Below are 375 nucleotides of genomic sequence, written 5' to 3'. Positions count from 1 at the left end.
ATTAAACACCTAATAGAATCAGGTGAAAAGCAACGCATTAAGCCATCTCGACTATCCTCTAGCGAAGTGATGACTATATTAATTGCTTATCATCAATCAGGTTATCGCGATTTTAAAACTTACTACACCAAATTTGTTTGTCAGTATTGGCGACATTATTTTCCTGATTTAGTCAGTTATACACGTATGTTGAAGTTACTTCAGGCCACGTTACCTGCTCTGTGTAGCTATCTGAAGCAGCGCTTTGATAAACCAACAGGCATTGCATTTATCGATTCCACTTCTCTCAAGGTGTGTCAAAACATGCGGATTCCTCGCCACCATGTTTTTGCAGGAGCAGCCAAACGAGGCTAAGGATCAATGGGCTGGTTTTAT

The 375-nt window shown here is 40.3% G+C and carries 1 pseudogene; it reads left to right on the top strand.

The annotated features are described in order from the left end of the window. Positions 1-351 (top strand): annotated as a pseudogene (locus CWC30_RS18300) (transposase); the annotation flags it as partial. Positions 352-375 lie beyond the last annotated feature (24 nt).

It is taken from the genome of Pseudoalteromonas sp. S4741 (genome assembly GCF_005886135.1).
Lineage (GTDB): Bacteria > Pseudomonadota > Gammaproteobacteria > Enterobacterales > Alteromonadaceae > Pseudoalteromonas > Pseudoalteromonas tetraodonis.
This window is presented reverse-complemented; position numbering and strand designations above follow the sequence as displayed.